The sequence below is a fragment of the Kocuria sp. LUK genome (assembly GCF_021012935.1).
Taxonomy (GTDB): Bacteria; Actinomycetota; Actinomycetes; order Actinomycetales; family Micrococcaceae; genus Kocuria; species Kocuria flava.
The window spans coordinates 275051-298178 of sequence record NZ_JAJMZI010000001.1 but is presented as its reverse complement, the minus strand read 5'-3'; the positions used below and the strand labels follow the sequence as shown (position 1 = coordinate 298178).

General features: G+C 69.7%; 18 protein-coding genes, 1 pseudogene and 1 riboswitch. Of the genes and pseudogenes, 9 read left to right on the top strand and 10 right to left on the bottom strand.

What is annotated here, in order from left to right; genetic code table 11:
* Positions 1 to 125: 125 nt before the first annotated feature.
* The 5 genes from pyk to LQU92_RS01325 form a co-directional block, all read right to left on the bottom strand.
* Entirely contained in the window at positions 126 to 1616 is a 1491-nt protein-coding gene (pyk, locus tag LQU92_RS01345) for a pyruvate kinase (protein ID WP_230660036.1), read from the bottom strand.
* Positions 1617 to 1847: 231 nt separating this feature from the next.
* The gene (locus tag LQU92_RS01340; RefSeq protein WP_230660033.1) at positions 1848 to 3020 is read right to left on the bottom strand and encodes a glycerate kinase; all 1173 of its coding nucleotides are present in this window, start codon (positions 3018 to 3020) and stop codon (positions 1848 to 1850) included.
* Positions 3017 to 4540: a C4-dicarboxylate transporter DctA gene (gene dctA / locus LQU92_RS01335; protein WP_101852348.1), complete on the bottom strand. Its 1524-nt coding sequence runs from the start codon at positions 4538 to 4540 to the stop codon at positions 3017 to 3019. Before dctA ends, LQU92_RS01340 begins: the two co-directional genes overlap by 4 nt.
* Positions 4541 to 4697: 157 nt before the next feature.
* Positions 4698 to 5795, bottom strand: a complete 1098-nt coding sequence (locus LQU92_RS01330; RefSeq protein WP_101852347.1) for a tartrate dehydrogenase — start codon at positions 5793 to 5795, stop codon at positions 4698 to 4700.
* Positions 5796 to 5922: 127 nt separating this feature from the next.
* Positions 5923 to 6825, bottom strand: coding sequence for a LysR family transcriptional regulator (locus LQU92_RS01325; RefSeq protein ID WP_230660030.1), 903 nt, complete (start codon positions 6823 to 6825; stop codon positions 5923 to 5925).
* Positions 6826 to 7142: 317 nt separating this feature from the next.
* Between LQU92_RS01325 and LQU92_RS01320 the strand changes: the two genes are divergently transcribed.
* The 5 genes from LQU92_RS01320 (at position 7143) to LQU92_RS01300 (ending at position 12066) form a co-directional block, all read left to right on the top strand.
* Positions 7143 to 8771, top strand: a complete 1629-nt coding sequence (locus LQU92_RS01320) for a DASS family sodium-coupled anion symporter (protein ID WP_230660027.1) — start codon at positions 7143 to 7145, stop codon at positions 8769 to 8771.
* A 417-nt stretch (positions 8772 to 9188) separates the two neighbouring features.
* Complete coding sequence (locus LQU92_RS01315; protein ID WP_230660024.1) at positions 9189 to 10190, top strand: intradiol ring-cleavage dioxygenase; 1002 nt, start codon at positions 9189 to 9191, stop codon at positions 10188 to 10190.
* A 93-nt stretch (positions 10191 to 10283) separates the two neighbouring features.
* Complete coding sequence (locus LQU92_RS01310) at positions 10284 to 10514, top strand: twin-arginine translocase TatA/TatE family subunit (protein WP_230660022.1); 231 nt, start codon at positions 10284 to 10286, stop codon at positions 10512 to 10514.
* Between the two features lie 178 nt (positions 10515 to 10692).
* Positions 10693 to 11130 carry a VOC family protein gene (locus LQU92_RS01305; RefSeq protein ID WP_230660020.1) on the top strand — a complete coding sequence of 146 codons (438 nt, stop codon included), beginning with the start codon at positions 10693 to 10695 and terminating at the stop codon, positions 11128 to 11130.
* 393 nt (positions 11131 to 11523) lie between these two features.
* On the top strand, positions 11524 to 12066 hold the full coding sequence (locus LQU92_RS01300; RefSeq protein WP_230660017.1) for a ferritin: 543 nt from the start codon (positions 11524 to 11526) through the stop codon (positions 12064 to 12066).
* Between the two features lie 158 nt (positions 12067 to 12224).
* On the opposite strand, the gene LQU92_RS01295 is transcribed toward LQU92_RS01300, so the two are convergent.
* Together LQU92_RS01295 and LQU92_RS01290 are read right to left on the bottom strand one after the other, a co-directional pair.
* Entirely contained in the window at positions 12225 to 12791 is a 567-nt protein-coding gene (locus tag LQU92_RS01295) for a dihydrofolate reductase family protein (protein ID WP_101852337.1), read from the bottom strand.
* Positions 12792 to 13015: 224 nt separating this feature from the next.
* The gene (locus LQU92_RS01290; protein ID WP_230660014.1) at positions 13016 to 13258 is read right to left on the bottom strand and encodes a hypothetical protein; all 243 of its coding nucleotides are present in this window, start codon (positions 13256 to 13258) and stop codon (positions 13016 to 13018) included.
* 636 nt (positions 13259 to 13894) lie between these two features.
* Positions 13895 to 14007, top strand: a riboswitch (SAM riboswitch).
* A 5-nt stretch (positions 14008 to 14012) separates the two neighbouring features.
* Here LQU92_RS01290 and LQU92_RS01285 point away from each other — a divergent pair.
* From LQU92_RS01285 to LQU92_RS01275, 3 genes are all read left to right on the top strand, one after another.
* On the top strand, positions 14013 to 14450 hold the full coding sequence (locus LQU92_RS01285) for a PLP-dependent transferase (RefSeq protein ID WP_230660011.1): 438 nt from the start codon (positions 14013 to 14015) through the stop codon (positions 14448 to 14450).
* 97 nt (positions 14451 to 14547) lie between these two features.
* Entirely contained in the window at positions 14548 to 15558 is a 1011-nt protein-coding gene (locus LQU92_RS01280) for a DUF1852 domain-containing protein (protein WP_230660008.1), read from the top strand.
* The gene (locus tag LQU92_RS01275; RefSeq protein WP_230660005.1) at positions 15555 to 16598 is read left to right on the top strand and encodes a methionine synthase; all 1044 of its coding nucleotides are present in this window, start codon (positions 15555 to 15557) and stop codon (positions 16596 to 16598) included. The genes LQU92_RS01280 and LQU92_RS01275 overlap by 4 nt, the downstream gene beginning before the upstream one ends.
* Positions 16599 to 17046: 448 nt before the next feature.
* On the opposite strand, the pseudogene LQU92_RS01270 reads toward LQU92_RS01275, so the two are convergent.
* From LQU92_RS01270 to LQU92_RS01260, 3 genes and pseudogenes are all read right to left on the bottom strand, one after another.
* Positions 17047 to 17547 (bottom strand): annotated as a pseudogene (locus LQU92_RS01270) (endonuclease/exonuclease/phosphatase family protein); the annotation flags it as partial.
* Positions 17502 to 18089, bottom strand: a complete 588-nt coding sequence (locus LQU92_RS01265) for a hypothetical protein (RefSeq protein WP_230659999.1) — start codon at positions 18087 to 18089, stop codon at positions 17502 to 17504. The pseudogene LQU92_RS01270 and the gene LQU92_RS01265, both read right to left, overlap by 46 nt.
* A gap of 244 nt (positions 18090 to 18333) precedes the next feature.
* A complete protein-coding gene (locus LQU92_RS01260) occupies positions 18334 to 19977 on the bottom strand; it encodes an alkaline phosphatase (protein WP_230659996.1) in 1644 nt (547 codons plus the stop codon).
* A 464-nt stretch (positions 19978 to 20441) separates the two neighbouring features.
* On the opposite strand from LQU92_RS01260, the gene LQU92_RS01255 reads away from it, so the two are divergent.
* Complete coding sequence (locus tag LQU92_RS01255; RefSeq protein WP_230659993.1) at positions 20442 to 23024, top strand: excinuclease ABC subunit UvrA; 2583 nt, start codon at positions 20442 to 20444, stop codon at positions 23022 to 23024.
* Positions 23025 to 23128 lie beyond the last annotated feature (104 nt).

Here is a 23128-nt window from a genome sequence, read left to right as displayed (position 1 = left end):
GGAACCGGGACTGCTCGATAAACGGATCTGTGATCGTCTGGTTTACGTAAGGCCCAGTTAGCGGCGGGCCGTGCTCCGGGTGGGGTTCCCTCCGCGGGCATTCCTTTCACGTTTCGTGGTGGGTGTTACCGGATTGGTTCGGCTTCCCGCCACGGTCCCACGCGCTCCCGCTTGCGCTGGCCGCCCAGCAGTTCCCCGGCGTCGGCGACGTCGCCCACCCGGTGGACCTTGACGAGGTTGGTGGTGCCGGCGACCCCGGGGGGCGAGCCGGCGCAGATCACCACGAGGTCGTCCTCTCCGGCCAGGCCCTGCTCCTGCAGGTGCAGGTCCACCTGGCGGGTCATGTCGTCGGTGTGGTCGACCTTCGCGACCTGGATCGGCTGCACGCCCCACAGCAGGGACATCAGCGCGGTCACCAGCGGCTCGGGGGTGAAGGCCAGGATCGGGTGGGCCGGGCGCAGCCGGGAGAGCCGGCGGGCGGAGTCCCCGGACTGGGTGAAGGTGCAGATGTAGCTGACGTCGAGCTGCCGGGCGATGGTGACCGCCGCCCGGGTCACCGCACCGCCGCGGGTGCGCGGCTCGGTGCCCAGCGCCGGGACGCGCTCGAGCGCCTGGGACTCGGTGGCCTCGATGATGCGGGCCATGGTCTCGATGGTCTCGATCGGGTACTTGCCCACCGAGGTCTCCCCGGAGAGCATCACGGCGTCCGCGCCGTCGAGCACCGCGTTGGCGCAGTCGGAGGCCTCGGCGCGGGTGGGGCGCGGGCTGTCGATCATCGACTCGAGCACCTGGGTGGCGACGATCACCGGCTTGGCCCAGCGGCGGGCCAGCTCGATGGCGCGCTTCTGCACGATCGGCACCTGCTCCAGCGGCAGCTCCACGCCGAGGTCGCCGCGGGCGACCATGATGCCGTCGAACGCGTCGATGATCTCGTGCAGGGAGTCCACCGCCTGGGGCTTCTCGATCTTGGCGATCACGGGCAGCCGGCGGCCCTCCTCGTCCATGATCTCGTGCACCCGCACGATGTCCTTGGCGTCGCGCACGAAGGACAGGGCGATCAGGTCCACGCCGCGGCGCAGGGCCCAGCGCAGGTCGTCCTCGTCCTTGTCCGACAGCGCCGGGACGTTCACGGCGACCCCGGGCAGGTTGATGCCCTTGTTGTTGGACACCGGCCCGCCCACGACCACCTCGGCGGTCACGGTGGTGTCCGAGACGGCGGTGGCGCGCAGGGCGACCCGGCCGTCGTCGATGAGCAGCGGGTCGCCGACGTTCACGTCCCCGGGCAGGCCCTTGTGGGTGGTGGAGCACAGCTGCGCGGTGCCCTCGACGTCCTCGACCGTGATGGAGAACTCGTCGCCGGGCAGCAGCTCGTGGGGCCCGTCGGCGAAGCGGCCGAGCCGGATCTTGGGCCCCTGCAGGTCCGCGAGGATCGCCACCGTCTGCCCGAGGTCCGCGGAGGCCCGGCGCAGGTTCTCGTAGGAGGCGTCGTGGACGGAGTGGTCGCCGTGGCTCATGTTGAGCCGGGCCACGTTCATGCCCGACCGGATCGCCTGGGAGAGGTTCTCGTAGGAGGAGATGGCCGGGCCGATCGTGGCCACGATCTTTGCTCGTCGCATAGGGGGACGTCCTGTCGTCGGTTCAAGGGGGGAGGGGGGTCAGGCACTGATGTGGCCGGAGCATCGGCGTGATGCATCCTTGATGCTCCGGTGACGGTGTGCGGTGTTTTGGGGTTGGAGGCATCAGCGTGGGGTGAGGCGATCTCCAGCGCTGGACCCAGGGGCGCTGGAACGCGGCGGTGTCAGGCGGCCTGACACCGTTGGTGTCAGGCCGCCTGGTCGCCGGTGTGTCTAGAGGGCGTCTGCGGTGTGGGTGGTGTGTGAGGCCAGTGTCAGGGCGCGGGCGATGTGCTGGCCGGTCTGACGCAGCAGTGCCGCGGAGAGGCAGGCATCGGTGGCGCTGTCCTGGTCGGTCATGGTGCTGAGTGCGTAGACCTTCTCGATGCCGTGGGCGGGCAGTCGGTCCGTGTCCAGGGCGTTGTGCCCCACGACGGCGATCACCGGCACCGGGTTCGCGCGGCGGGTCACGACCAGAGGCAGCTTGCCCGACAGCGTTTGGGTGTCCAGCTTTCCCTCCCCGGTGATCACCAGGTCGCAGCCGGCAGCGTGGTCGTGGAAGTCGAGCAGGTCCAGGAAGAAGTCGGCTCCGGAGACCATCCTCGCGCCCAGCAGCATCGCGGCCCAGCCGAGGCCGCCGGCGGCGCCGGCCCCGGGAACGCCGGCGGCCTCTTCGGCGGGCCAGCCGGCCTCCCACAGGCGCCGGAGCAGGCACCCCAGCCCGGCCTCCAGCGCCTCGACGTCGTCGGGAGTGGCGCCTTTCTGCGGGCCGTAGACGGCTGCTGCCCCGTGGCGGCCCAGCAGGGGATTCGTGACGTCGTTGGCGGCGATCAACTCCACCCCGTCCAGGGCCACGAGGTCGGTGAGCTCGACCTCGGCGATCTGGCCCAGGGTGGCGCCGGTGGGCACGAAGGCTTGGCCGGCCCGGTCGGTGAAGACCACGCCGAGAGCGGCCAGCATCCCGGCCCCGCCGTCGGTGGTGGCGCTGCCGCCCAGGGCCAGCACGATCTGGGCCGGGCGGTGGGCCAGGACGGCCCGGATGGCTTGACCGAAGCCCACACTGTTGGACTCCTGCGGGGCGAGGCGGCCTGCGGGCAGCATTTGCAGGCCGGCGGTGGTGGCTACCTCCACCACCGCGGTGGTGCCGTCGAAGGCCACCGTGGTGGTGGTCGGCTCGCCGGTGGGGCCGGTGATCGGGATGGTCAGCGCCTGGAATCCCGCACCCAGGGCAGCGGCCACGCTGCCGTCCCCGCCGTCGGCCAGGGGCAGGGTGTGCACCTGGGCCAGTGGGTTCTCCTGGAGCAGGCCGGCGGCCAGGGAATCGGCGACCTGGGCGGCGGTCAACGATCCTTTGAATTTGTCCGGGGCGATCAGGATCCGCGGTGTCGTCAGAGGATTCGTGCTCATCGGGCGCCCTCGTTCACGAGCTCGTCGTCGCGGTGCCGGGTGACCTCATCCGTCTCGGTGGACTCGAGGTCGGTGGCGGGGCCGTCGACCACCCGGTGGAGCGCGGTGGCGGGCACGGCCGGGACGGTGGAGGATTCGATCTCGGCCAGCGGGTCCTCCACGGCCGCGGTGGTGTGGCCCACGGCAGGGGCCTCGGTGGCGGTGGGCTCCTCCAGGGGCTCGACGTCCTCGCCGTTGAAGACCCGGCGGGCGCGGTCCACGTCCAAGCTCTTGTCCCACCAGGCGATGAACAGGGTGGCCACGGCGTTGCCGCAGAAGTTGACCAGCGCCCGGCACTCGGACATGAACTTGTCGATGCCGAAGATCAGCATGATGCCCGCGGCCGGGATGGTGCCCAGGGTGCTTAGGGTGGCGGTGAGGGCGATGAACCCGCCTCCGGCCACCCCGGCGGCTCCCTTGGAGGTGAGGAGCATGACGGCGAGCATGCCCAGCTGCTGGCCGATGGTCAGATCGGTGTTGGTGGCCTGGGCGATGTAGACGGCGGCCAGGGACAGGTAGATTGCCGCCCCGTCCAGGTTGAAGCTGTAGCCGGTGGGCACGACCAGGCCCACGGTCTCCTTCTTGACCCCGGCGTGCTGGAGCTTGCGCATGAGCCCGGGCAGGGCCGGCTCGGCGGTGGAGGTGCCCAGGATCAGCAGCAACTCCTCCTTGAAGTGCTTGAGCATCGTGAACAGGTTCAGCTTCAGGAAGGCCATCACCGAACCCAGGACCACCACGACGAAGACCAGGGAGGTGCCGTAGAAGAGCAGGATCAGCCAGCCGAGGCTGGAGAGGGTCTCCACCCCGTACTTGCCCACGGCGAAGGCCATCGCCCCGAAGGCGCCCAGCGGGGCGGCCTTCATGATGTAGTTCAGGACCTTGAAGATCACCGCGGTCAGGCGCTGGATCCCGTCCAGGACCGGGGCGCCGATAGGGCCTGCGGCGTTGAGGGCGATGCCGAAGATCACGGCCATGAAGATGATCTGCAGGATGTCGCCCTCCACGAAGGGGGCGGCCACACTGCCGGGGATGATGTGGGTGAGGAACTCCCACCACTGCTGGTTCTCGCCCTTGTCGATCAGCTCGGCGGCGGTGCCGGTGGTCTCGATGGCCGACGCGTCGGCGTTGACGCCCTCGCCCAGGCGGAAGATGTTGATGGCGACCAGGCCGGTGAGCATGGCCAGGATGGTGCCGATCTGGAAGTAGCCCAGGGCCTTCAGCCCGGTGACCCCGACCTTCTTCAGGTCCGCCACGCTGGCGATACCGCCGACGATGGTGAGGAAGACGATGGGGCCGATGAGCATCTTCATCGCTTCCACGAACGTGGTGCCGATCGGCTGCATGGCCTCCCCAGTGTCGGGGGCGAGCCAGCCGACGAGGATGCCGAGCACGATCGCCACGAGCACCCAGACGTAGAGCTGGCGGTACCAGGGCTTACGAGCGGCCGTCTGGTAGGTGTCACTGACCATGGTGTGGTCCATGAGTGTTGTCCTCGGTGTCGAGAAGGGAATGCTCCGCGGCGGTGCGCTGAGCCCTCAGGAGAAGAGAGTGGTGGCTGTCCCGAGGCACGGGACAGGCAGGGGCCGGCCGGCACGGTGCCGGCCGGCCCCTGGAAGCGCCTCGAAGCGGCGGTGGGTCTCAGGCGGTGGCCAGGGACTTGGCCAGGGCCTCGACGATCGCCTCGGTGATCTCGTTCGTGTCGGCGGTGCCGCCGATGTCGCGGGTGAGGTGACCGGCGGCGGTGGTGGCCTCGATCGCGGCCTCGACCCGGCGGGCCTCGGCGTGGAGTCCGAAGTGGTCGAGCATCAGGGCCGCGCTGGCAACGGTGCCGATGGGGTTGGAGATTCCCTTCCCGGCGATGTCCGGGGCGGAACCGTGGACGGGCTCGAACATCGACGGGAAGCGCCGCTCCGGGTTGAGGTTCGCGCTGGCGGCTAGGCCGAGGCTGCCGGCCAGGGCGGAGCCGAGGTCGGAGAGGATGTCGGCGTTGAGGTTGGAGGCCACCACGACCGAGAGCTCCTCGGGGTGGAGGATGAACTTGGCGCTCATCGCGTCCACCAGCACCGACTCGGTGGCCACATCGGGATAGTCGGCGGCCACGCGGGCGAAGACCTCGTCCCACAGCACCATGCCGTACTGCTGGGCGTTGGACTTGGTGACGCTGGAGACCTTCTTCACCGTGCGGGTGCGGGCCAGATCGAAGGCAAAGCGGATGATCCGCTCACAGCCCTTCTCGGTGAACAGGGAGGACTGAATCGCGACCTCATTGCCGGGGCCCCGGCCGGAGAGATTGCGCCCGCCCAGCCCGGCGTACTCGCCCTCGCTGTTCTCACGGACCACGACCCAGTCCAGCTCGGTGTCATCGGCCGTGCGCAGCGGGGAGACCACACCAGGGAGGAAGCGCACGGGACGGATGTTGGCCCACTGGTCGAAGTTCTGGGTGATGTTCAGCCGCAGCCCCCACAGGGACACGTGGTCGGGGACGTTCTCCCACCCGACGGCCCCGAAGAGGATCGCGTCGAAGTTCTTCAGTTCCTCCAGACCGTTGGGGTCCATCATCACCCCGTGCTCGGCGTAGTACTCGCTGCCCCAGGGGAACTCGGTCCACTCGAAGGAGAACTTCCCGTTGGACTGCTCGGCGAGGGCGTCGAGGACCTTGCGGCCGGCGGCGACGACCTCCTTGCCCACCCCGTCGGCGGGGATCGAGGCGATCTTGAAAACCTGGTGCTCAGCCATGGTGGTGCTCTCCTTGTCGAGGTCTATCTGATGTTGCCCGCATCACATCGCGGTGTCAGATACCAGTAGAGCGCCCCGGAGCACATAAGGTCCAAGACTCAATTCGCATCCCCTACATAGGGAAGTTCTATGATGCGGAGGAGTGGGCTGCCGTGTGCCGGGCGGCGACCTCCAGGAAGGCTCGGGCGGCCGGCGTCAGGTCTGACGGGCGACTGAGCACGGCCACGTGCAGGACCGTGGTCGGCTCGATTCCCAGTACCCGCAGCCCCGCCTGGCGTGCCAATGGGGTCCAGGACGAGGGCATCACCGCGTGCCCGACGCCAGCCAGCACCATCGGCAGCACCGAAGTGCGGTGGGCGACCTCGGCGGCGATCTGCACCTGCACACCCCCGGCCAGGGCGTCGTCGACGAGCCAGCGCATCAGCGAGCCCCGCTGGGAGGCGACCACCCGGTGGCCGGCCAGGTCCTGCCGGCCGATGGCCTCACCCTCGCCGAAGTCGTCGGCGTTGGGGTTGACGATCAGCACCAGCGGCTGCTGCTCCAGGTGCATCACCTCGACCTCCGCGGAACGGAAGGGCCGGTCCGAGCCCAGGATCCCGATCTCCGCGCTGCCGGTGCGCACCGCCTCGGTCACCTCGTCGGGGGTGAAGGCGGCGGCGACATTGAGGGTCACCGCTGGGTGGGACTGCGCGTAGGCGGCGATCATCGACGTCAGCGGCTCGATGCCCGGGGAAGGCATGGCGATCACGTCTAGGCGGCCGCTGCGCACCCCGCGCAGATCATCGATGGCCGCCCGGGCCGCGTCGAGATCACGGACCACCACCCGGGCCGGACCCACCAACTCCTGACCGGCCTCACTGAGCACCACCCGCCGCCCGATCCGGTGGAACAGCGAAACCCCCAGCTCCCGCTCCAGGCCCTTGATCGTCTGCGACAACGAGGGTTGAGCGATGATCAAATGCTCCGCCGCCCGGGTGAACCCACCGTGGTCCACCACGGCCAAGAAGTACTTCAGCTGCCGAACATCCATCTCTGCCTTCCCTTCTCATGCCCCCCAGGACACCGGGGCCGGTGCCGCCCCGGACGATGACACGGGCCAATCACCGCCATCGTCGCCACCGCAGCTGCGCCCGGTATGCGCATCGACTGCGCTCCACGAGAACCCATCCGGCGGTGATGTCACAGTTCGCAAGCTCCGAGAATCTCACGACCCCTCGGGTGCCGGGTGGGCCCGCCACCCATGAACCTATTGGTTCTTCCTATTGGCGTAGTAGACAACAGGCCTTGGACGTGATGCAAGTCACGGACGCATGGTGAGTCCATCCCATCTATGGAAGGACCTGGACCGTGCAAACCCAGCAACCCGTCTCCGCCGGCCCCACGAGTGCTCCACCCCGCACGGACGTCCGTGCTGCCCTGCTGGGCGGCAAGACCTTCCGCAGCCTCAGCGAGCAGACCCTCTCCCCGCGGGAGGAGAAGTTCGAACGCGCCCGCCAGACCACCGGACTGTTCCTGGCCCCGGCAGTGGCGATCATCTTCGCCCTGCTGCCGCTGAACCTCGATCCCACCCAGCACCTGCTGGCCGCGGTCCTGCTCGGCGTGATCATCCTGTGGATCTGCGAGCCGGTGCCCATCCCCATCGGCGGGCTCATCGGCGTGGCCGCCGTGGTGATCCTCGGCGTCGCCCCGGCCTCCGACGTGCTCCAACCGTTCGGGTCGACCACGATCTTTACCTTCATCGGCGCGTTCATCCTCGCCGCGGCGATGCTCAAGCACGGCATCGCCCAGCGCTTGGCCTTCTTCGTGCTCTCTCTGCCCGGGGTCGGCAAGTCCACCTACCGCATCATCATCGCCTTCGGCGTGATCACCTGCATGCTCTCGGCCTTCGTCTCCAACACGGCCACGGTGGCCATGCTCATGCCCACCGCCCTGGGCATCCTGGCCGTCATCGCCCAGCTCATGCAGGACCGCGGGGTGGTCAAGGCAGACTTCGACCCCCTGCGCCTGCGCGTGGGCGCGGCCCTGCTGCTGATGCTCGCCTACGGAGCCTCCGTGGGCGGGCTGCTCACCCCGGTGGGTTCCCCGCCGAACCTCATCGGCCGCGGCCTGATCGAGGAGGCCACCGGCACCCGGATCTCCTTCGCCCAGTGGATGGCTGTTGCCTTCCCGGTGTGCCTGGCCATGTTCGTGGTCCTGGCGGTCATCATGTTCCTGCTCAACAAGCCCGAGATCCGCCGGATCGAGGGCGTGGAGGAGTACATCCGCGAGCACCGCGCCGCCCAGGGGAGGATGTCCCGAGCCGAGAAGAACACCCTGCTGGCCTTCGGCATCACCGTCACCCTGTGGCTACTGCCGGCCGTCGTCAGCCTCATCAGTGGCACCGAGTCGGCCGCCTACATCTTCCTCGACGACCGCCTCGACGAGGGCATCGTCGCCGTCCTGGGTGCGGCCCTGCTGTTCATCCTTCCCACGAACTGGAAGAAGCGCGAGGCCACCCTCACCTGGTCGGACGCGGCCAAGATCGACTGGGGCACCATCGTCCTGTTCGGCACCGGCATCATCTTCGGCTCCCTGCTGGCCGCCACCGGTCTGGCCGAGACCATCGGCACCGGCGCGGCCGAGAATCTGCCCATCACCAACGTCGTGGCCATCACCATCTTCTCCGCCGTGCTGGCCGTGCTGATCTCCGAGACCACCTCCAACACGGCCTCGGCCGCGGTGATCGTCCCGATCGTCATCCCGCTGTGCCAGGCCATGGGCGTCGACCCCTTCGTCCCGGCCATGGCCGCCACGTTCGCTGCCTCCTTCGGGTTCATGCTGCCGGTCTCTACCCCGCAGAACGCCATCGTCTACGGCACCGGCGCGGTCCCCATCACCCGCATGATCCGCACCGGCCTCTTCTTCGACATCCTCGGCGTGGCCCTGATCGTCGCCATCGTCCCGGTGATGATCGCCGTCGTCGGCATCGGCGGCTGAGGCACCCCAGCAACACCCAAGACCAACGATCTCCACAGCAACACCAGTCGTCGAGGCCCCACCACCTGCGGTGGGGCCTCGACCTATGCCGCGCAAGACCAGATTCACCACCGAAGCGCACCCCAGGGGAGCCTTCGACCGGCCTCGGAGTCACCAGGAACCGATCTGCCCCAGCCCCATACATGGCCGGCCAGTCGCCACCTCCCAGCAAGTCACCGGCGCACCGCGTCATGTATGCCTCTGCCATCGTGCGTTCCCTATGCACCGACGGCCGAGGAAACCTGTCCCTACCCGGCGACAGTCCGGTCTCCGGAGTTTTCCACGACCCGCATAGCACCCGACAAGGCATGGCTCAGCCCCGGCATAGCCTGCCTGCCTACCGTTCTCACCAGTCACCCCCTTACGGACGGAGAACCCATGCACCCGCATGCCCAGCACGAGACGACGCCCCACTACGAAGGCCGCCGCCTGCCCCGCCCGGAGGAGGAGGTGGTGGACCAAGGGCTCGGTTTCGACCTCGGCACGCTGGTGAGCCGGCGGCGGGTGCTGGGGTTCTTCGGGATGGGTGCCGCCACGGTCGGTCTGGCCGCGTGTGGGGCCACCGGCGCCTCCACCGGCTCGAGTGCATCCACCTCGGCCTCGGCCACCGCGACGGCCTCGCCCTCGCCGTCGCCCACCGCCCTGGCGACCCAGGAGATCCCGGACGAGACCGCCGGCCCCTATCCCGGGGACGGCTCCAACGGCCCGGACGTGCTGGAGCAGAGCGGGATCGTGCGCAGCGACCTGCGCTCCAGCTTCGGGGACGCCACCGGGACCGCCGAGGGCGTGCCCATGACCCTGGAGCTGACCATCGCCGACCTCGCCGGCGGCGGGGTGCCCTTCGCCGGGGTGGCCGTCTACGTCTGGCACTGCGACCGGGAGGGCCGCTACTCCCTGTACTCCGAGGGCGTCACCGAGGAGAACTATCTGCGCGGGGTGCAGATCGCCGACGAGGACGGGAAGGTGCGCTTCACCAGCATCTTCCCCGCCTGCTACACCGGGCGGTGGCCGCACATCCACTTCGAGGTCTACCCCGACCAGGCCTCCATCACCGACTCCACCACCGCGATCGCCACCTCCCAGGTCGCGTTGCCGAAGAACGCCTGCGACGCCGTCTACGCCACTTCCGGCTACGAGTCCTCCGTCAGCAATTTGGCCCAGCTCACCCTGGCCACCGACAACGTCTTCGGCGACGACGGCGGGGCCAGCCAGCTCGGGGCGACCACCGGCAACGTCACCGACGGCTATGCCGTCACCCTCACCGCGGGGGTGGACACCACCACCACCCCCACCGGAGGTCAGCTCACCGGAGACGGCGCTCCGGCCGGGGCGCCCCCCGGCGGTGCCGGCGGCACCCCGCCGGCACCGCCGGCCGGCTGAGCACCGGTCCCGGCAGCCGCCCTGGGAGGTTGCCGGGACCCGTGGCCGGGTGGAACCGGTCCGTTCCCATTCCCCGCAGACAAGGAGTTCCCGATGGCCAGACTGCTCGACAACCCTATGAGCATGCTGCTGATCCTGCTGGCGGTCATGCTGCTGTTCGGCGCACCGAAACTACCCGGTATGGCCCGCAGCCTCGGCCAGTCGATGCGCATCCTCAAATCCGAGGTCACGGAACTGAAGGACGACCACCCCGCCCAGACCCAAGAGAGCATCAAGGGGTGCTCTGCACACGAGAACCAAGGGGGCACCAGGCCGCGCAGCTAGCTCGAAGGTACGAGCCGGAACAGGCCCGCGAATCATTCACGCGCTGAATAGGGGCCGAATCCCGGGTTTACATATGGCCCGGTTGGCGGCGGACCGTGCTGGGGTAAAGGGTCCGCTTTCCGGGACTGGATGAAGCGTCGGCCTGGACAGTGAGCCTCGGCTCAGTAGCATGCATCGCATGTCCATCAAGTTCGAGAACGTCGGCATCGCCGTCCGTGATCTCGACGCGGCGATCGCCTTCTTCACCGACCTCGGCCTGACCCTCGTGGGCCGGGACACGGTCAGCGGGCAGTGGGCGGACAGGGCTGTAGGTCTCGACGGCAACCACGTGAACATCGCGATGCTCCGGACGCCCGACGGCGGCGGTCGCCTCGAGCTCTTCGAGTACCTCCACCCCGCAGCGATCGAGACGGAGCCCACCCGACCCAATGCGATCGGCATGCACCGCGTCGCCTTCTCGGTCGACGACCTCGACGTGGCCCTCGAGGTCGCCGCCAGGCACGGCTGCCGCCCGCTGCGCGGCGTGGCGGTCTACGAGGACGCCTACAAGCTCACCTATGTCCGAGGCCCCAGCGGCATCATCGTGATGCTCGCCGAGGACTTGAGAAGACGCTGACGACACGTCGGCGGTCGCGTGACCCTCGACCCACGGGACGCCACCGGCCACAGCCGCCGGCACCCCTGCGGGAGGCGGCCGTCGAGGAGAGTCGACGGATGCCCGCCGTCCTCTTTGCATACGGCCGATTGCCTCGGGTGTCGGGGCGGCACCCTGAGAAGGGCGACTCGGGGGGGTGTGTCCTTGGGCATGCTCACCGCCTGCAGCGGCGTTCTCCGCGCCCAGATGCCATGGTTCATGGCACAGGAGCGAGTGGTACCGCAGGATGAGGCGCCTCGCTAGGGTGGGCCCATGGTCAAGATCTTCAGCACGGGGACCGGGCGGTTGCGGCGCGGAGAGCCGGCGCCCGGTCCTTCCGATGCTCCGTCTTCGTCCCGTCCCGAGGAGAAACCGATGGCCTCCGAAACTTTCAACGAGTTGCTGACCCGGCAGGTGGGCCACGAGTTCGCCGCCTCCCACCAGTACGTTGCGGTGGCGGTGTGGTTCGACAGTCAGGATCTGCCGCAGCTGGCGAGGCACTTCTACCGGCAGTCGCTGGAGGAGCGCAATCACGCGATGATGATCGTCCAGTACATCCTGGACCGGGACCTGCCCCTGTCCATTCCTGGGGTCGGGGAGGTGCGCAACGACTTCACCGATGTTCGTGAGCCCCTCGCCCTGGCACTGTCCCAGGAGCAGGAGGTCACCGAGCAGATCAAGGCCCTGTTCGCAGCCGCCCGGGCCGAAGGTGACGCGCTGGGGGAGCAGTTCATGCTCTGGTTCCTCAAGGAGCAGGTCGAGGAGGTCGCCTCGATGACCACCCTGGTGAACGTGGCCGCCCGTGCGGAGAACCTTTTCGACCTCGAGAACTTCGTGGCTCGCGAGCACATCGGTGACGGTGGCCACCACGGCGGCCGCGACTCGGGGATGCCGGAGGTTGCCGGGGGAGCCGTCTGACCCTGCGGGAAGGTGGTGCGGTGGCCGGAAGGCTGGGGGCGGATCGAGCCGACCCTTCGGCGCCCTGCTCCACACAGAACGGTCAGGGGGCATCAGTCCAGCTCCCATGGCACGCGGTCGTGCGGCAGCCCTGATGCACGCGATGGCCGCCACTGGTGTCAGGCGGTGTGCCGTACCGCGTGGCGCACACAGATCACGCCGTTGTCGAAGCGGCGGTGGTCCAGCAGTTCGAGGTCGAGCCGCAGGCCCCGGGGCAGCGCCGGTCTGCCGCCGCCCACGGTCACGGGGCACAGCAGCAGCACGCATTCGTCGACCAGTCCGTGCCGGAACGCCTCGGCGGCGAGGGTGGCGCCGCCGATGCTCAGGTCGATGCTGGAGGTCTCCTTGAGCTGTCGTACCGCCTCGGGCTGGAACTGCCGCTCGATGCTCGTCCGCGCCGTCGACGTTTCGTCGAGGGTGGAGGAGTAGACGATCTTGTCGGTGTCACGCCAGATCCGCGCGTACTCGCGCACGACGGCCGGTTCGGTGTCCAGCCACTCGTCGCTCTCCCAGACGCGCATCGTCTCGTACATGCGGCGGCCGTAGAGGGAGGTGCCGATGTGCCGCTCGTGCTCGTTCCAGAAGGCATGCACTTGTTCGTCGGGCACGGACCAGTCGAAGGAGCCGGTCTCGTCCTCCAGGTAGCCGTCGAGTGAGGTGTTGGCTGCGTAGATCAGCTTGCCCATGGGTGTCTCCGGTCGGACGGGGACCTCAGGTTGCGCCGTCTGGTGGGCACCGTCAAGAGCGCCCACGGTGAACGGGTCGCTCTTCCGAACGCCGCGGATGCATGACCATCGGCGATTCCTCGCCCCAGCACAACGATCTACGGTCACCGGGTCCGGCAAATCGGAAAGCCGGCAGCACCGGGAACATCTCGCGGTCGCGCTCTTGCCGGCTGATGCCGCCGGCTTCACCACCCCACGGTCGTGTTCGGCCGATGGCGGGTGAACTCCTCCAGGGCGATCTCGTCCCACCGCACTTCATCAGTCAGGTGCGGTTCCGGATCAGCCAGGTAGTGGGCCAGAACGCAGCGCTGGGCGTGTTCCTCCGCGCGGCCGGCATCCCACAGGGCGCGCAGCCGCGGGGTCCCCTCGCCCGGATCCGCACCGAGCACGGTGGTCGAGGCGGCGGTGATGTCGTTCCGGTCGGTCATGGTTCGACCCCAGGACCAGGCCCGGGACGGCGGCTTGTACGGATCGGACGACATCCCGGCGCGGAGCTGGGCGCCTGGCCGGCCACGGCGTGGAAGTCACGGACCACGTGCGGCTGGTCGCTGCAGTGCGCCGCGGCGGCGAGTCCGGCGAGGCTCCTGCCCGAGGCGGGGCGCCACGAGGCGGCAGCCCGGTGCAGACGCAGGATGCGTCGTACCAGCACTGCAGCTGAGCGGGCCGGTGCGGACGAGCTCGGTCACACGCCGCAGGTTGCCACGGTTGAGGAGCGCGGCCGGGGAGAGCCCTCCTGCGGTGCCGGCGGACGAATCCGATGGCTCCGTGCACAGCTCCCGGGGTCCGGTTGACGCCGTTCACCACGCCGTCGATGACGCCACCCCCGGCCGGGCGTCGTCTTCGCCGCGCACGACGCCGTCGACGTCGCCCTGGTCCTCCGCCGGAACATCACCGAGCCCACGATGAGGGCCGGGCGGCCGGCCGTCACAACCTGTCACAAACACGGCCCGACATCGGCCGAGCGCGACCGCCCGGCCCGAAGATTTCGCGACGTGTGGTTTTGTGACAGCCGCCCCACCGTCCGTTGGACTGCAGAGCCGTCCATCGAGTGGGATGAGCGGACCACACCATCCAGAGCGGCCGAGAGATCTGGCTCGACGACGCCGCAGCAACCAGCCAGCCGACCCCGGGACACCGGGACCGGCGGGCACGGTGCTACCGCCAGGACCGATGGAGGATCGCATGACTCACCACGCCACCCAACAGGTCCACGCCGGCCACGAGCCCGAGGCCCCCTGCCGGCCGGTGGCCGTGCCCATCCACCAGACGGCGTCCTACCGATTTCCCGATCACGCCACGGCCGCCTCGATGTTCCGGCTGGAGACCCCCGGGTTCACCCACAGCCGCACGGGCAACCCCACGGTTGCCGTGTTCGAGCACCGGCTGGCGGCCCCGGAGGGCGGCACCGGGGCCATCGGCGCCGCCACGGGACAAACCGCGCGAACGGTCGCCGAGCACCTGGCCCGGCACCCCACCGTCGGGCGCGTCCACCACCCGGCGATCCCCGCGCGCCCCGGAGCAGTCAGCACCGCGTCACCGCCGCGGCCGGAGGAACCGGCGTCCCGGAGGCCCGGACCGACGTCGTCCGGGCAGCGCCGGGGGTGCCAGGAGCATGACTGAGGCGGCCTTCGGGAGGGCAGTGCACGAGCAGCAGGCAGAGACGTTCGGGACGAGTGCGGACCCGGAAGGCAGGCCCCCGGTCCACAGTGAGGAATCGATGCAGCAGACCACCAGGACGAACGACTTCACGTTCGATATCAGCACGACCCGCTTCGACGAGGACTACTGCCCGTCGTCCAGTTCCCGGGGTACGACGAACTTCGCGAACCTGGCCCGCGGCGAGAACCGTCGCCAGAACCTCCGCAACACCCTGACCATGATCAACAATCGCTTCAACGACCTGGCCCACTGGGACAATCCCAGCCGGGATCGCTATGCCGTGGAGATCGAGATCGTCTCCGTGGACGTGCACGTCGCCGACGCCGCGGTGTTCCCCCTGATCGAGGTCCTCGACGTGCAGATCCTCGACACGCTGTCCGGTGTGCGCATCGACGGGATCGTGGGGAACAACTTCTCGTCCTACCTCCGGGACTACGACTTCAGCGTGGTGCTGCCGGAACACCACGCGAAGGTGTCCCGGTCCAGCATCCCCGATGACTTCGGCGCCTTGCACGGGAAGCTCTTCACGCACTTCCTGGACTCCGCTGCCTACCGCGAGCGGTTCGCCCAGCCGCCCGTGATCTGCATCAGCGTCTCGAGCACCAAGACGTATCGTCGGCTCGAGAACCACCATCCGATCCTCGGGGTCGAGTACCGGCAGGACGAATCCTCCTTGACCGATCGATACTTCGAGAAGATGGGACTGCGGGTCCGCTACTTCATGCCCCGCGGCGCGGTGGCACCCCTGGCGTTCTATTTCCGGGGCGATCTCCTCAATGACTACTCCAGCCTGGCACTCATCGGTCTCATCAGCACGATGGAAACGTTCCAGAAGATCTATCGCCCGGAGATCTACAACGCCAATGCGGCGGCCGGCCGCATCTACCGGCCGAGCCTGGGAAGTCGGGACCACTCGGTGACGCAGATCGGCTACGACCGCGAGGAGCGCAGTCAGCTGGCCCTCATGCAGGGGAAGTTCGCGGAGGAGCACTTCGTGAAGCCGCACCGGACCCTCCTGGAGCAGTGGGCCGCGGCCCACTCCGGACGAGAGAAGGAGACGCACCGATGAACACCCTGTTGCCCACCACCGTCGTCGGCAGCCTGCCCAAGCCCTCCTGGCTCGCGGAAAGCGAGACGCTGTGGTCCCCCTGGAAGCTGGACGGCGAGGAACTGCGCGAGGGCAAGCGGGATGCGCTGAGCCTGGCCGTGGACGAGCAGCGCCGGGCGGGCATCGACATCATCAGCGACGGCGAACAGACCCGTCAGCACTTCGTCACCACGTTCATCGAACACCTCAGCGGCGTCGACTTCGAACACCGGAGGACCGTGCGGATCCGTGACCGCTACGACGCGAGCGTCCCGACGGTCGTCGGCGCGGTGGGCCGTGAGCGGTCGGTCTTCCTCGACGACGCGAGGGCCCTCCGTGCGCGGACCAGCCAGCCCATCAAGTGGACGCTCCCCGGTCCCATGACCATGATCGACACCCTCTACGACGAGCACTACAGGAGTCGCGAAGAGCTCGCCTGGGAGTTCGCGAAGATCCTCAACCAGGAGGCCAAGGAGCTGGAGGCGGCGGGCGTCGACATCATCCAGTTCGACGAGCCTGCCTTCAACGTGTTCTTCGACGACCTCAAGGAGTGGGGCGTGGCCGCACTGGAGCGAGCGGCCGAGGGACTGCGCAGCACGACGGCCGTGCACATCTGCTACGGCTACGGCATCAAGGCCAATACCGAGTGGAAGGCGACGCTCGGGTCGGAGTGGCGCCAGTACGAGATGTCGTTCCCGCTGCTCCAGCAGTCGACGATCGACATGGTCTCCCTGGAATGCCACAACTCCCGCGTCCCGGTCGAGCTCATCGAGCTGCTCCGAGGCAAGAAGGTGATGGTCGGGGCCATCGACGTCGCCGGCGGCGCGATCGAGACCCCGGAGGACGTGGCCGGCACCCTCCGGCAGGTGCTCCGCTTCGTCGATGCGGACAAGCTGTATCCGAGCACCAACTGCGGCATGGCGCCACTGGATCGCCAGATTGCGCGGGACAAGATGACCGCTCTCGCCGCGGGAGCGGAGATCATCCGAGCGGAACTCTCCGGAGCGGCGCCCTCGACGTGACGGCCAGGGCGACGACAGTGGTGCCCTGCCCGGCGGGGTCGGCGGCGGCGGTCGAGCGGGCATCTGCCGGGACGCCGGGGCGGGTGGAGGCGGCCATGGGCACACCTCGGCAGACGTCCGGTCGGGGCAGCGCGCCATCGCCTTGGACCTGGCCCGCTATGGGTCCCGGGCTCGTCGGGTGAGGACCGTGCGCTGGAGCGACCCGTCGAAGGGGTGCAATCCTGCACGGATTGCACCCCTTCTGGGCTGTTCTCGATGGTCTCACGCCGGGTCGACACCGCGTGCTGTCACTTCGTGCACCGCGCGGGGGAGCGAGAAGATCCGGTCCGGACGGTCCGACCGGGACCAGGGACGGGAACCGCTCGCCATGTTCACACGTGTCCGTTCAGCCGGTTCACGGTCCGTCGGGCAGTCGACCCGGTGCCGGCGTGGCGACCGGTCCGCACGGTCAGCCGAAGAGCCGCTCCAGGACGTCGTGGGCGCGGTCGCTGCCGCGTTGCCGGACACCCCGGCCGGGCTCGGCCTGGACCGGGTGCTGCGCCGCACTGCCCCGGCCGGGCTTTTGCGCACGGCTGGGGACGGTGTCCTCAGCGGCGTCGAGGCGCAGGCCCCCGATCTCCGGGTTGTGGTCGGAGGCGCGGTAGGGGTCGGCCGTGTAGAGGCCGGTCACGTTGTGGTTGTGCCGGCTGCACTCCAGGCCTGCGGACTCGTGGGCGTTGATCTCCCAGACGTCCGAGCCGGTCACGGTCCCGGCCGCGGCGGGCGAGGCGAGGACGTGGTCCAGGGAGCCGACCATGCCGCCGAAGGCGTAGGAGTGCTCGCCCGCCGGAGCCAGGTTCACGTAGCGGGCCTCGTGCAGGTCTCGCATCAGGTCCTCCTGGTCGTAGGAGTTGAAGTCGCCGGTCAGGACGATCCGGTCGGTGCCCTGGGCAACGGGATCGCGGCGTTGGCGACGTTGCCGTAGTCGGTCGTCGCCCCGTCGTCGAGCAGCACCCCACGAGCCTCGTTCTCGGCGGCCTGCGCGGCCGCCTCGGCGGAGCCGGGGGCGCCGACGGCGGTGGGCTGGACCAGGGGCGTGGCGCCTGCGGCCAGCCCGATCTCCCCGTAGCGGTTGAGGTCGTCGTTGTCGGTGATCACGAACTCACCGGCCGGGTCCAGGAGCATGCCTTCGAGGTCCTCACGCTCGGCCTCCTCGGCGGGCCACCCGACGACGGTGGGCTTGACGGCCTCCGCGGGCTCGTCCAGGACCCGCAGGCCGTCGGCGCGCACGCTGATCCGGGTCCGGCCGTGGTACTCCGCGACCGCGCCGGTGACCTCCACGTACTGTCCCGGCCGGACGGTGCCCGCGGTGTCGGGGGAGTGCACGAAGATCGCCTCGGAGGCGTCATGGGCGCCCGGGTCGGGCTGCCCGCCGGTCCCCGGGGTCTGGACGCAGTAGCCGTCGAGCCCGCCGGTGGCGTAGACGGCGGTGACGACGCCGCGGGTGGTCACCGTATGCCCCACCATCGGGGAGGTGTCCCCGGCGTCACGTTCCGCGCCGCAACGACCGGTCCGTCCCATGACCGGAGGAAGCGCGGCGTGGCAGCAGCCGCCGTCATCGGCTGGTGGGCGTGCATGATGTCCTCCTCCTCGATCCGTCCGCCCGGACCGACCGCAGGCCCACTGGGCGAGCATCAGCCGACCGCTGCCTCGCCCGGGACCTCCACCCGCTGGACGAGCACCGGCCCGCACCGGCTCAGCGGTGGGGGACGAGCTCCTTGGTGAAGACCGTGCCGCCGTGGCCGTCGCGCAGGCTCACGGTCAGCACGTCGTCCTCGTCCAGCTGCACGTGGCCGAAGAACTGGAAGCGGCCGTCGCGGGGGGAGCCGGCGGTGGGGCCGGCCTTGGCGAAGACCTGCTCCGGGCCGAAAGTGCCGTCCAGCTCGTTGGGGCCGAAGGTGCCGGCGTTGATGGGGCCGGCCACGAACTCCCAGAACTCGTCGAAGTCGGTGAACGCCGCCCGCTCGGGCGAGTAGTGGTGCGCCGCACAGTAGTGGACGTCCGCGGTCACCCACACGACGTTGCGCACCCCGGCGTCCTTGAAGGCCTTGAGCACCCGGGCCAGCTCGAGCTCCCGGCCCAGCGGGGCCCCGTCGTCGGCGTTGCTGATCGACTCCTGGGCCTTCCCGTCCGGGACGATCACCCCCAGAGGGAGGTCCGCGGCGATCACTTTCCAGGTGGCCCGCGAAGAGCGCACGCCGTCGATGAGCCACTGCACCTGCTCCTCGCCGAGCAGGGGCGTGGCGTGGGGCTGCAGACCGGCCGTGTTCTTGCCCTTGAAGGTGCGCATGTCGAGGCAGAAGACGTCCAGCTGCGGGCCGCGCTCGATCCGGCGGTGGATCCGCCGGCCCTCGAACCCGGTGGTGCCCGGACGCAGGGCACGTGCTTCGCCGATGGGCTGGTACTCCTGCCAGGCCCGCCGTCCGCGGGCGGCCAGGGTGTTGACGTCGCGCACGGTGTAGCGCTCGTCCTCGAGGATCTCCCCGGGCCACCAGTTGTTGGTGGTCTCGTGGTCGTCCCACTGGGCCACGACGGGTACGTCGGCGTACATCGCCCGCACGTTGGTGTCCATGAGATTGTACCGGTGACGGGCCCGGTACTCCTCCTGGGTCTCGGCGACCTTGGTGACGCCTTCGGTGACCAGGTTGCGCCAGATGCGGCCGTCCGCCTCGACGACCTCCGCCTGGAGGGGGCCGTCGGCGTAGATCGTGTCCCCGGAGTGGATGAAGAAGTCCGGGTCCAGGTCGTGCATCGCCCGGTAGGTGTACATCCCGCCCAGATCCGGGTTGATGCCCCAGCCCTGTCCGGCCGTGTCACCCGTCCACACGAAGGACTGGCTGCGGCGGCCGTGCCCGTGTCCGCCGGAACGGCCCCGTCCGCGGACGCCCGGGGCGGTCCGGAAGGTGCCGTGGTGGACGTCGGAGAGCGCGCCCTCCTCGTCCTCGAAGCGCACCTCCAGGGCGAAGCGCGTGCCGGCGGGCAAATCCGTGGCCCCGATCTTGACGGTGTGGTCGGTCGCCTCGCTCACCCACCCGGAGGTCAGGGTCCGCTCGAAGCCGCCGCGGCCGCGGAGGGGCGCGCCGCCGGCGTCCACGGCCCGCAGGTGCGCCACCATGCGACCGGTGCCGTCCGTCCGCGACCACAGGACCGCCGAGGAAGACGTCACGTCGCCGGTGGCGATACCGCTGGGCAGGTGCAGGCGCCGCCGCACCAGAGCCGGGGACGACGGGCCGGCCGGCATCACAGGGCGGGCGGCGGCGGCCGGGGCCGCGCCGGCCACGGTCAGAGCGGAGGCCGCGAGGGAGCCCTGGAGCAGGCCGCGGCGGGAGAAGGTAGCCATGGCCCGATCCTCCGCCCCCCGGCTGACCCGGAAATGAACATCCGTCGACGACCCGCCGACCGGCCGGTGAGCGATCTGCCGCCGGAGGCCGGTCACGGGATCAGCCGTGTGGTCCCCGTGCCGGATGCCACCGTTCCTCGCATCGACCGCACCGGGGCTGCCGCGCGATCGGGTGCCGTCCTGATCCGGCGTGCCCTCAGGGCGGTCGAGCCCAGGTCCGAGGATGCGGCTGCGCAGCCGGCCTCCGCTCCGGGCCCACGCTCGGCCGTCTTCACGGCCGCGCTGCCGCGGCCGTGGGCTCGCCGGCCGGCGCCCGGAAGTCGAGGCTGTCTTCGCGGGGTCGTGCCGAGGCTGTGGGTGAGCGTGCCAGCGGACAGCGGCCGGTCCCGTGTCCGGGCACCTCGCACCCCGGCCCCGCTCCCGGTGCCGGACCCGGGTTTGCGGGCATCGATAGAGTCGGACCGATGCGACATGAACACGATGTTCTCGATCGAACGGCGTCGACGCTGTCCGCGCCGACCCCCGAGCACTCCACGGACGGTCTTGTCCGGGTCCGTGGCGCCCGGGAGAACAACCTGCACCATGTGGATGTCGATGTGCCGCGCGATGCGATCGTGGCGTTCACCGGTGTCTCCGGCTCCGGCAAGTCGTCCTTGGCCTTCGGCACCATCTACGCCGAGGCCCAGCGTCGGTACCTCGAGTCCGTCGCCCCGTACGCCCGCCGGCTCATCCAGCAGGGACACCATCCCGAGGTGGAGCAGATCACGGGTCTGCCTCCGGCCGTGGCGCTGCAGCAGCGCCGCGGCACGGCCACGGCCCGTTCCACCGTCGGCACCGTCACCACGCTGTCGAACTCGCTGCGCATGCTCTTCTCGCGTGCCGGCACCTATCCGGACGGCGCCGCTCAGCTGGACTCGGATGCTTTCTCCCCGAACACCGCTGCAGGGGCCTGTCCGGAATGCCACGGCTTGGGCACTGCGCACACCGTCAGCGAGACGTCCCTGGTCCCCGATCCGTCGCTCAGCATCCGCGACGGGGCCATTGCCGCCTGGCCGGGCGGCTGGCAGGGCAAGAACCTGCGTGACATCCTCACCCACCTCGGGCACGACATCGACACCCCCTGGCAGGAGCTGCCCCGGAAGGACCGGGACTGGATCCTCTTCACCGAGGAGCAACCGGTGGTGGAGGTCACGCCGCAGCGTGATCGCATCGCCAAGCCGTACAGGGGCCGGTTCTGGAGCGCCCGCAGCCATGTGCTGCACACCCTGGCCGAGTCCAGGAGTGCCACCGTGCGCGGGCGTGTCCTGGGCTTCATGCAGACCGGGCCGTGTCCGCGGTGCGGCGGCAGCGGACTCAGGGCAGAGGCTCTGGCGGTGACCTTCGCCGGAAAGACCATCGCCGAGCTCAACACCATGCCGATGACCGAACTGGCCGAGGTGATCCGCCCCACCGCAGAACTCACAGCAGCCGGAACCGCCTCGCGCACGCAGACCTCGGGTGAGGACAACGAGGTGGCCGTGGCCATTGCCCGAGACCTGCTGGTGCGGATCACCGTGCTGCTGGATCTGGGGCTGGGCTACCTCGCTCTGGGCCGTTCCACTCCCACCTTGTCCCCTGGGGAGATGCAGCGCCTGCGGATCGCCACGCAGCTCCGCTCCGGGCTGTTCGGGGTGATCTACGTGCTCGACGAGCCCTCAGCCGGGCTGCATCCTGCCGATGCCGAGCCGCTGCTCGCGCTGCTGGAGCAGCTCAGGTCCTCCGGCAACTCGGTGTTCGTGGTGGAGCACAACATGGACGTGGTGCGCCGCGCGGACTGGCTGGTGGACGTGGGCCCGGGAGCTGGTGCCGGAGGAGGTGAGGTGCTCTACAGCGGACCGGTGGCCGGCCTCGCGGAGGTCCACGAGTCCGTGACCCGGCCGTTCTTGTTCACGCACGGTTCCGACGGAACGACCGCCTCCGGCGCCCGCCGGAACGCGACGGGCTGGCTGGGGCTGCAGGACATCAGCCGGCACAACCTGCGCGGGCTCGACGCCGACTTCCCGCTGGGGGTGCTGACAGCGGTCACCGGTGTGTCCGGTTCGGGCAAGTCGACCCTGGTCAGTCAGGTGCTCGCCGAGGCGGTCGGCGCCGGGCTGCACCCGGGCGCCGAGGCTGCGGAAGAACCGGACCCGGGGGATCGGGGCGTCGGCGCCGATGACTCCGTCAGGGCCCCGGGCTGGGGATCCGTCTGCGGACTGGAGCAGCTGGACCGGCTGGTGACGGTTGACCAGAAGCCCATCGGCCGCACCCCACGCTCCAACCTGGCGACCTACACGGGGCTCTTCGATGCCGTCCGGAAGACGTTCGCCGCCACGGACGCGGCCCGTGCTCGGGGCTTCGGCGCTGGACGGTTCTCCTTCAACGTGGCCGGAGGTCGCTGCGAGACCTGCGAGGGGGAGGGATTCGTGGCCGTGGAGCTGCTGTTCCTGCCCGGCAGCTACGGGCCCTGCCCCCAGTGCCACGGCGCACGGTACAACCCCGAGACGCTGGAGGTCACCTACCGCGGCCGGAACATCGCCGAGGTCCTGGCCATGACCGTGGACACCGCCGCCGAGTTCCTGGCCGACGTTCCCGCCGCCGCACGCAGCCTCCAGGCCCTGCGGGAGGTGGGTCTCGGCTACCTGGGACTGGGCCAGCCGGCCACCGAGCTCTCCGGCGGAGAGGCCCAGCGCATCAAGCTCGCCACCGAACTGCAGCGCGCTGCGCGAGGCCACACCCTCTACCTGCTGGATGAACCCACCACAGGACTGCACCCCGCCGACGTCCAGCTCCTGATGGCCCAGCTGCACCGGCTCGTCGACGCCGGCAACACGGTGATCGTCGTCGAGCACGCGATGGACGTGGTGGCCGGCGCCGACTGGGTGATCGACCTGGGACCCGCCGGTGGCGACGCCGGGGGCCGGATCATCGCCGCCGGAACACCCGCCGTGGTTGCCGGTTCCGACAGGAGCCGGACAGCGCCGTACCTGGCTGCCGCATGCCAGAAGCGACCTTCCACAGAACGGTGACTCGAGGTCGATCGCCGGCACCTGGACGGTCGTAGCGGCCCCCGGCGCCGAGCACGGTCGAGCTGTTCCCGGCCGCCCGCGGCCGGCCTCCGCTGAGGGGTGGG